Origin of the sequence: Parabacteroides sp. AM58-2XD, from assembly GCF_003463685.1 — a bacterium.
Taxonomy (GTDB): Bacteria; Bacteroidota; Bacteroidia; order Bacteroidales; family Tannerellaceae; genus Parabacteroides; species Parabacteroides segnis.
This window is the reverse complement of record NZ_QSDP01000163.1, coordinates 1-8554: the sequence shown is the minus strand read 5'-3', so window position 1 is coordinate 8554 and position 8554 is coordinate 1. Positions and strand designations below refer to the sequence as shown.

Annotated in this window: 12 protein-coding genes; all 12 read right to left on the bottom strand. The window is 38.2% G+C overall.

What is annotated here, in order from left to right:
* Positions 1-376: 376 nt before the first annotated feature.
* Complete coding sequence (locus tag DXA15_RS23770; protein ID WP_128135686.1) at positions 377-1513, bottom strand: DegT/DnrJ/EryC1/StrS aminotransferase family protein; 1137 nt, start codon at positions 1511-1513, stop codon at positions 377-379.
* Positions 1514-1598: 85 nt separating this feature from the next.
* Positions 1599-2093 carry a hypothetical protein gene (locus DXA15_RS23765; RefSeq protein ID WP_128135685.1) on the bottom strand — a complete coding sequence of 165 codons (495 nt, stop codon included), beginning with the start codon at positions 2091-2093 and terminating at the stop codon, positions 1599-1601.
* Positions 2090-2428, bottom strand: a complete 339-nt coding sequence (locus DXA15_RS23760) for a LicD family protein (RefSeq protein WP_233567596.1) — start codon at positions 2426-2428, stop codon at positions 2090-2092. Before DXA15_RS23760 ends, DXA15_RS23765 begins: the two co-directional genes overlap by 4 nt.
* A 4-nt stretch (positions 2429-2432) precedes the next feature.
* Positions 2433-3206 carry an SDR family NAD(P)-dependent oxidoreductase gene (locus DXA15_RS23755; RefSeq protein WP_128135684.1) on the bottom strand — a complete coding sequence of 258 codons (774 nt, stop codon included), beginning with the start codon at positions 3204-3206 and terminating at the stop codon, positions 2433-2435.
* 5 nt (positions 3207-3211) lie between these two features.
* Positions 3212-4105 (bottom strand): hypothetical protein, encoded by an 894-nt coding sequence (locus DXA15_RS23750; RefSeq protein WP_233567595.1) that lies wholly within the window; start codon positions 4103-4105, stop codon positions 3212-3214.
* Positions 4102-4503 (bottom strand): hypothetical protein, encoded by a 402-nt coding sequence (locus tag DXA15_RS25365; RefSeq protein WP_158579709.1) that lies wholly within the window; start codon positions 4501-4503, stop codon positions 4102-4104. The genes DXA15_RS23750 and DXA15_RS25365 overlap by 4 nt, the downstream gene beginning before the upstream one ends.
* 31 nt (positions 4504-4534) lie before the next feature.
* On the bottom strand, positions 4535-5299 hold the full coding sequence (locus DXA15_RS23745) for an MBL fold metallo-hydrolase (protein WP_128135682.1): 765 nt from the start codon (positions 5297-5299) through the stop codon (positions 4535-4537).
* A gap of 23 nt (positions 5300-5322) precedes the next feature.
* Positions 5323-5931 carry a sugar transferase gene (locus DXA15_RS23740; protein ID WP_128135681.1) on the bottom strand — a complete coding sequence of 203 codons (609 nt, stop codon included), beginning with the start codon at positions 5929-5931 and terminating at the stop codon, positions 5323-5325.
* Positions 5932-5938: 7 nt separating this feature from the next.
* Complete coding sequence (locus tag DXA15_RS23735; RefSeq protein WP_233567594.1) at positions 5939-6919, bottom strand: glycosyltransferase family 4 protein; 981 nt, start codon at positions 6917-6919, stop codon at positions 5939-5941.
* A 162-nt stretch (positions 6920-7081) separates the two neighbouring features.
* Positions 7082-7240, bottom strand: coding sequence for a hypothetical protein (locus DXA15_RS27375; RefSeq protein ID WP_233567593.1), 159 nt, complete (start codon positions 7238-7240; stop codon positions 7082-7084).
* Between the two features lie 4 nt (positions 7241-7244).
* Positions 7245-7595 carry a hypothetical protein gene (locus DXA15_RS23730; protein WP_233567592.1) on the bottom strand — a complete coding sequence of 117 codons (351 nt, stop codon included), beginning with the start codon at positions 7593-7595 and terminating at the stop codon, positions 7245-7247.
* A gap of 19 nt (positions 7596-7614) precedes the next feature.
* A partial coding sequence (locus tag DXA15_RS23725; RefSeq protein ID WP_147349103.1) for a glycosyltransferase family 2 protein occupies positions 7615-8554 on the bottom strand: 940 nt, incomplete at its 5' end.

Genomic DNA, 8554 nt, shown 5'->3' with positions numbered 1-8554 from the left:
TTTACATCCGTACCGACGGAACCACCACCCACCCTCGCCTACTTGGTGAGGTGGGTGCCCATGTAAAAGGCCTGAACCATTGCTCCATCGGTATCTGCTACGAGGGCGGACTCACCCCCGACGGGCATCCTGCCGATACCCGTACGCCCCGCCAACGCGAACGGCTGGAAGAATTGCTAACGATCCTCCGCCAACTCTACCCGCAAGCCTCATCACCGGCCATAACCACCTCACCCCACATGCACCCAAGGCATGTCCTTGTTTTGATGCCGAATGGGAGTACAGATGGATCTGACGGTGTCTTACCGGCACGCAAACGACATGAAAACCAATCAAAATACATCATGTTGTTTGCGTGCTATACCCCCCCAATTGCTTATTTTGCTAAACTCTTTATCTCATCCACCACCCTGCAAATATCATCATCCGTCAGTGTCGGACCAGAAGGCAGACAAAGCCCTTTATCAAACAATCTTTCCGAAGTCCCATCCCCATAAAAAGGTGATTGCTTAAACACCGGTTGCAAATGCATCGGTTTCCACAAAGGGCGTGTTTCTATATTTTCATCTGCCAGATGTAGCCGGACACCCTCACGATTAAACCCAGCCTTTTCCGGATCTACCAAAATACAAGTCAACCAGAAGTTCGAATTGAAATCTTCCGAAGGATTCTGTTGTACCTCGATACCCGGCATATCCTTCAGCAACTCCGTATACAACCGGTGTATTGCCCTGCGTCGTGCAATATGTTCATCCAATACAAACATCTGTCCCCTACCGATACCCGCACAAATATTACTCATTCGATAGTTATATCCGATACATTCATGTTGGTAATGCGGAGCATTTTCCCTGGCTTGGGTAGCATAAAACATAGTCCGTTTGGCCTGTTCTTCCGTCCGGCAAACCAAAGCACCGCCTCCGGAAGTCGTAATCATCTTATTTCCATTGAATGATAAAGCGGCAAATTCTCCGAAGGTACCACATTTCCGTCCTCTATACTCTGAACCCAAAGCTTCTGCTGCATCTTCCAAAACGGGTATTCCATACCGAGAAGCAATAGCCATAATTTCATCCATCTTTGCAGGCATTCCGTATAAATGAACCGGGATAATAGCTTTCGGGAGTTTTCCTGTTTTACGCAAACGGTCTTTGATCGCTTCTTCCAAAAATAAGGGACTCATATTCCAGGTATCCTGTTCACTATCTACATAGACTGGAGTCGCTGACTGGTATGCTATCGGATTGGCTGAAGCGGCAAAAGTAAAGGACTGGCAGATGACTTCGTCACCTGTTTGCGCACCTAATTCGATAAGACCCAGGTGGAGTGCGGCTGTACCGGCAGACAATGCGACCACATGCCGGTCTTCTTTAAGATAGTCCGCCAACTCTTTTTCAAATGCATTTACATTGGGGCCTAAAGGGACAACCCAGTTGGTGTCGAATGCTTCTTTTATGAAGTCTTGCTCACGACCGGACATGTGGGCGAGAGAAAGGTAAATTCGCTTATTCATAATTTATACTGTGATTAAAAGATACAATCCCAATTGCTGTGACAAACAACAATCAAAAACCTGCTGATAAATGAATCTAAGTTTATTATAATTTATCAGCATTCTTTTTAAAGAAAACTTTCGTTATGCCAACTCTCCGTAAGTCTTCCCTAGGCCATTCCTTATAATTTTCTCCATAGTGTTGCAAAAGATACTCTTCTGCTCTCCCAAAACTTGTCATCTGAACACCTTCCAACATATATTGTTTTAACGGTAAAACCCATTGTTCTTCTACAAGAACTTTTGATGCAGACCAAATGATATAAATGTTTCCTTTTTTTAATGAAAAAAGCGATTTAACCCACTCAACAAAAGTCTTTTGCCGTATCATTCCTTTCTTAAGTCGTTCGCTATATTCTTCCGTAGTCAATCCTCCAAGCTTATACCTCCTCTTCACATAGTCAAGATGCCCTTTCTGAATGATATACGCAGCTTTACTTTTTCTAACTTTTCTAAGTTTATATAAATCAATCCACACTCCATTTTCCTTATATAATGGAACTCCCGGAAGTACTTCTGAATATTGATCTCGTATCTTCACCCAATCCAAATAGTATTTTGGTTCAGTCTTATTATACATTGAAGAATCATTCCATCAGGTAATTCCTTCAGCAAAACCTCTACCATTTTATCGTAATCTTCTTCAAAGACAGCAACATCAAAATCATCATCCCACGGTATGAACTTCCCTCTTGTTACTCCTCCCAACAAAGTACCACCAACTAATGCATACCGTATTTTGTAATGATCAAAAATAGGTAATACAACCTTCATCATTTCTAAAGTCCTGCTATGAAGATATTCCAACATTTCAGGCTTTAAAATAGAATAATGATAACCCTTATAGACCTTACTTCGTTCTAAATAATTTGACATATAATTATCCAATATATTCTCCTGCTGTTATTCTAAATGTACTGCCTGTCATCATACTCGAGCCATCGGACATCATATAGACTAACCCATCCAAATAATCCGTTTTTTCACACATCCTACCCATTGGCAAATAAGCTCCGGCACGTTCACGAAGATGTGTTTCAGTTTCTCCTTGTGATATTCTTAATGCAACCTCACCTTCAGTCGGTGTCCAACCGAGCGTCAGATAATTGCATCGGATATGTTCTCTTGAATACTGATGGGAAATATGTTCCATCAAAATACGAAGAACTCCTTTGGAACAAGCATACGCAGCTCTATCCTTTTCGCCACCCCACGCATGGGCCGAACCAGTCAAAACAATAGAACCACCACCATTCATACGCATATATTTAATGGCTTGCTGACAGCAGAAGAAACAAGATTTGAAATTGATATCCATCACTTTGTCGAAAGTGTATTCATCGCATGTGTCTAGGGGTGATACAGGAGTTATACCTGCATAGTTGAAAAAACCGTCAATTTTCCCGAATTTGTGGTAGGCTTCGTCCATTAATTTTTTGCAGTCTTCTACATTTTCTAGATCAGTATGTACAAATAAACCATCTGTTCCATAGGTACGCATTAATCTGATTGATTTAAGAGCAGATTCTTCGTCGCGACCGCCAATTACAACTTTAGCTCCTTGGCGTGCAAATTCTTCGGCCGCTGCACGACCAACTCCTTTAGTTCCTCCGGAGATAACGATGACTTTACCTAATAATTTTTTCTCGCTCATACCATTTATAATTTTAAGGCCTTTTTAACGTCAAATCCTTTTAATAGCATGTTATTACCAGCCTCGTCATAGACTTTTACCTTATCCTGATATTCTTGGATGGCTGTAGCCAGTTCTTCTTTAGTATCACATACAAGATAGAGACGTGTTAATACCTGCTTTTCATTGCCAATCCACTCTTGTGGAACTTCATCACCTTCTGCTAAACGAACAACGTTGGCCACAACACGTGAATCTTTTTCTATGTCTTCAAAGCCTTCGACTTTGGTTATTCTACCTTTCCTTAGTAAGAACCATACTGTAGCAGCCCATTTCCCTTTCATGTAAGGATCTTCTTTATACAGATTGACACTTTCACCTTCGTTACCTGTAAGAGCAAAACGTATTAGCATCTCACGTTGATCATATCCGTATATTTTTTGGAGTAGGAGGTGCGGTGCTTCACCTTGCAAGCGAAATCCGGTGTCATATACATAAAACTCACCATTTTCATAGAAACCGGAAAGCATAAGAATACCATTTTTGATCCCTATTTCTTTGAACATACGCACTGCATTAAAGTGCATACGCTTCATATATTCATCCATATGTTTTGAAGGATAAGTACCACCAAGGCACACACGGCTTTTGCCTCTTTGCTCATCCGTAGTGTAACGGTCATAAATACAGGATGCTGAACAGTAACCATCTTTGAAGGTGTAATACATACCCATATCTTCGACCCCTTCCATATATCGTTCTACAATAAAACGTTTGTTGGGACTTGCAGCAAGTGCCTTATCTACAGCCTCCTTCAGTTCTTCTTCTTTATATACAACGGTCATACCTACTCCCCCGCCGTTATCAACAGGCTTAACCATTACCGGGTATTTAATCTTAGCAATGTCGGATGGCTTCATCTCTGCATCAAGATAATATTCTGGAATACCATGGATACCATAACTTTCGCAGGTCGCTTTAAAGACATCCTTATATGAGAATACATCGACAATGCGTTGAGTCGCATAGCATGGAAGATCCAAGCTTCGCATACTTTACAATAAGAAGGAACCAGAATATCAGCTACTCCAACAAGTACTCCATCTACCTGTTCTTCGCGTGCAAGAGCGATTAATCCCGGAACATCCATACCATCTATGTCAGATGCTTTCCAAGCATATTTCTTGGCATCGTCCGTATGACGACCACTTGCTACAATACACTTCACTCCCATTTCATTGGCAACACGAACCAATGCACTTGTTTCGGGGTTTCCACCTAAAATCAATAATTTTTTCCCCTCAAATTCCTTTTTCATATTTATCAAAATTTTATGTTATCATTTATTCTTATTCTATATTCCAATCTTCTCCCATTGTTAAAATCTTATATGGAAGTTTTTCATTACGCATTTTTTCAATGAATAAACCACTATTGCCACCATGAGAAGGGAACATTCCAAAGTGTGAAGGTATGGTAATCCCGGGCTGGAGACACTTTGCTAATTCTGTAGCTTCTTGCTCATTAAGGTTTCCGTATGCGCCATTAATAGGGGCTATTAAAACATCAATAGGACCAGCACTCAAATACTCTTCTTTCCAATCTAAGTGTAAGCTGGTATCTCCTACTTCCAGAATATTTTTTCCATCGACCGTAAGTAGAATGCCAACTTCTTCGGGGGCGCCTTCTCCGTGATCACTATGTATAAAATGGATATCAAAATTGCCGGCAACATAATGATCGCCGGGCTTTACATATGTTACCCGTCTCTCATCGATTCCAAGTTGTTTTACATCTTTTCTACAATCACAAGCACAAAACAGATGGGTTTTCCCATTAGCCATTAAGTCAAACATGGCATCAATATCGAAATGATCACGATGAAAATGAGTGGCAATTATTATATCAAGCTTTAAATCTTTTGCATTTACTATTTGGGGTAAAAGACGATGGTATCCGTCATGCCCTTCTACAGGTTCTACGCATTCGGTGAGATATAAGTCAATACCCAGTGTTTCTCCTTGCTTATTTTTGATTATATAGCCAGCTTGTCCCATGCTGAAGAGGTGAGTAACACCTCTTGAGGCATTATTTAATTTTTCAAGAAAATCCATATTGTTGAACTTGGATTCTTAGATTAGTTGTTTCCTGTAAATTTTTCCATTGTTGCCGAAGTATCAGAACTGATTCCTTCACGCGCAAAAACTTTCTTTATCGTCAAGACAATAATTTTCACGTCCAAGAGGAAAGAGCAATGGTCTACATACCACACATCCAATTCGAATTTCTTCGTCCAACTGATGGCATTACGTCCGTTCACCTGAGCCCAGCCTGTTATTCCTGGACGAACTTCATGCCTACGAGCTTGCTCTTTACTATACAGAGGCAAATATTGAGGTAACAACGGACGCGGGCCTATCAAAGCCATATCCCCTTTCAAGACATTGATCAATTGTGGGAGTTCATCAATGGAAGTTGAGCGGACCAATCGCCCTACTTTTGTCAACCGGTCTGCATCGGGCAACAGGTTACCGTCTGCATCCCGTTCATCCGTCATCGTCTTAAATTTGATAACCTTGAATATTTTTCCGTTTTTACCCGGGCGTTCCTGTGTAAAGAAAGCTCCTGTACCCTTATTGGCAAAATGAAGCCAAATTGTTATTAGTAAGAGAATAGGCCAAATTACAAATAGAACACAAAAAACAATGGAAAAATCGATTATCCGCTTTAGAAAATGAATATACATGAACTTACTATGAGAATAAGGATTGGTATTCGCTTAATAAGGCATTCCACACTTTATATTGTTCGTAACGTTTTACAATTGTTGGCCGAGCATTGCTTGCCATTATCTTAACTTTATCATCTCGATAATCATAAAACCATTTCATCATTTTATAAAGAGCATTTTCATCACGAGGAGGAATTATCTTACCATTAATTCCATCTTGAATGATTTCATTACATCCAGTAATGTCAGTGGTAATGCAAGGAACTCCTAAAGAACATGCTTCTACCAAAACCTGACCGAAACCTTCACGATAAGAAGGTAATACGAGAACGTTTGAGATGGCCATAAAGGAACGAACATCAGATTTGAGTCCTACCATATGAATATGGGTATTATTTTTAATTTTTTCTTCTGTTTCTTTTGAAATTGGATTTAAATTATTCTCTAGACGTCCAACAATAATAAGATGAATTTTTTCTTGTAATATCTGTTGTAATCTATCAAATGCATTGACTAATTCATTGATTCCCTTGTCCTTCACAATGCGTCCCGCATAACAATACACGAAGTCGTTGTCATTTATACCAAGTTTCGTTTTCCATATATTTAAGTCTGGGAGTTTTTCACGGTTATAGTATGATGTATCAATACCGTTAGCACTACCATTAAATACCACATTCAATTTATGTTGCTTACAAATACTGTCTTTAATAAGAGTTTTTTTTACACCTGCACTAACACATAATATCCTTGTAGCACATAAACATGTAAGTTTTTCCATCAATTTTAATAATACCTTCATTCCCCCTTGTGAGCCTTGATAACGCAGTCCATGACACATGTAGATTCTTATTGAAATCCCAGTCAGTTTAGCTGCTAACATTGATAAGAAAGCACCTTTTGGAGTATTCCCATGAACTATATCTGGACATTCCCTCTTAAAATAGTTGATAAATTGAAATAGGCTTTTACAATCATCCAATAAAGAAATGTTTCTTTTCATTGGTATATAGTGAATAGCTATATCCTCTTTTTTCCAAACTCAATTAATTTTTCTTTCTCGGAAGAGATTGCTACCACATCAAATGTATTACTGATATAATTCAACTGTCCTTTGAAGAATTTTAAAGAACCTGGAATGGTCGTTATAATACAAAATTTTTTCTTACTCATAATGTGTATTATGTGTTAAAATCGTTCTTGGTTTGGGTAAGACTACAGTCGCATTATCAGGAATATCTTCTACAACAACACAATTGGCACCAACTTTTACATTATTCCCTATATTTATACCTGCTAAGACCTTGCTACCTGCTCCTAACATAACATTATCGCCAATCCCCCCCATGAGCAATAGTTACTTGCTGATATATTGTACAGTTACTTCCAATATGCAAATCATGCCCAACAATTATACCATTTGGACCATGGGGCAAGTTGGGAGGGGAATCAAAAATCGTGCCAGCATTCAGATTAGTCCCGAACGAGCAATTATGATAGGCATCTGTTTTCTTTATATAATATAGATAATACAACTTTAGAAGGAAAGGTGTATTGTTATTGGGATCAACAACAATACTTCTTCTTTTCCAATATTTCTTATGATTGTAATGCTGAATAATGGATAATAAATATTTCCCAACTTTATTATTGAAAGAGAAAGGTGTCTGTCTGTTCATAGGTTCATAGCTTTTATTGTCAATACAATTCTCCCATCAGCTGTTCATATTTCATCCTCTCTTTTATAGTTGTTTCTTCTCCTCTCATAGATACAACGGCATTTATGCCAATGAGGGGTGCAACAGAATAATAGTATATTAATCTGAATAGATTTTTAATGTTTTTCTCTCGCAAAAAAATATCCTTACTACTTTTTTGCATTTTCCTAAGTGACATTGAATCAAATTCAGAATAATAATATAAGACTTCATTTAATGCTGAATATTTTCTTCCTTTTAAGCATCTAGAAAAGAAATCTATATCTTCTCCAGAATTTAAAGTTATATTATAATTAATACCTTCAGTAGCTTCGCGCCGGATCATCGAAGCTGCACACATGATAGAACAATTATCAATAGAAAATAGCTGGATTGAATTATCTCCTTTGCCTCTAACTCTAGTTATTCCACATTTTATACCATATGAAAGTATTCCGCATGAGACCAAAGAAACATTTTTATGAGCTTCTAAAAAAGACACTTGCTTGTATAATTTATTTGGATCATACCAATCATCTGCATCGAGGTATGCTATATATTTACCTGTAGCTTTTATTAGTGCTTCTTGGCGGGCATATCCTCGGCCTTTATTTTGTTTTAAATGAAAAACTTTAAAACGAGAGTCTTCTATTTTTTCTAAATATTGCTTGGTCTCATCTGTAGAACCATCATTAATTATGATACATTCCCAGTTTGTATATGTTTGCCATAATAATGATTTTATAGAGATCTCCATCTGAGGAATGCCGTTATAAACCGGCATTAAAATACTAATTAAAGGTGAAGCTTCCATATTATACACATAGAGTAAAAAGCGAAATGAAGAAAATATTATTAATGAGATTTTAGAATATCGATATGGTAACCATTCAACTGAAATAAATGGATATATTATTAAAACAGGCATTATAAACCATGAT

Excerpts from the sequence above, each read along its gene's own strand:
- DXA15_RS23770 (WP_128135686.1), bottom strand. The coding sequence starts at position 1,513 with ATGAATAAGCGAATTTACCTTTCTCTCGCCCACATGTCCGGTCGTGAG.
- DXA15_RS23760 (WP_233567596.1), bottom strand. The coding sequence starts at position 2,428 with ATGTCAAATTATTTAGAACGAAGTAAGGTCTATAAGGGTTATCATTAT.
- DXA15_RS23755 (WP_128135684.1), bottom strand. The coding sequence starts at position 3,206 with ATGAGCGAGAAAAAATTATTAGGTAAAGTCATCGTTATCTCCGGAGGA.
- DXA15_RS23750 (WP_233567595.1), bottom strand. The coding sequence starts at position 4,105 with ATGAAGCCATCCGACATTGCTAAGATTAAATACCCGGTAATGGTTAAG.
- DXA15_RS25365 (WP_158579709.1), bottom strand. The coding sequence starts at position 4,503 with ATGAAAAAGGAATTTGAGGGGAAAAAATTATTGATTTTAGGTGGAAAC.
- DXA15_RS23745 (WP_128135682.1), bottom strand. The coding sequence starts at position 5,299 with ATGGATTTTCTTGAAAAATTAAATAATGCCTCAAGAGGTGTTACTCAC.
- DXA15_RS23740 (WP_128135681.1), bottom strand. The coding sequence starts at position 5,931 with ATGTATATTCATTTTCTAAAGCGGATAATCGATTTTTCCATTGTTTTT.
- DXA15_RS23735 (WP_233567594.1), bottom strand. The coding sequence starts at position 6,919 with ATGAAAAGAAACATTTCTTTATTGGATGATTGTAAAAGCCTATTTCAA.
- DXA15_RS27375 (WP_233567593.1), bottom strand. The coding sequence starts at position 7,240 with ATGTTAGGAGCAGGTAGCAAGGTCTTAGCAGGTATAAATATAGGGAAT.
- DXA15_RS23730 (WP_233567592.1), bottom strand. The coding sequence starts at position 7,595 with ATGAACAGACAGACACCTTTCTCTTTCAATAATAAAGTTGGGAAATAT.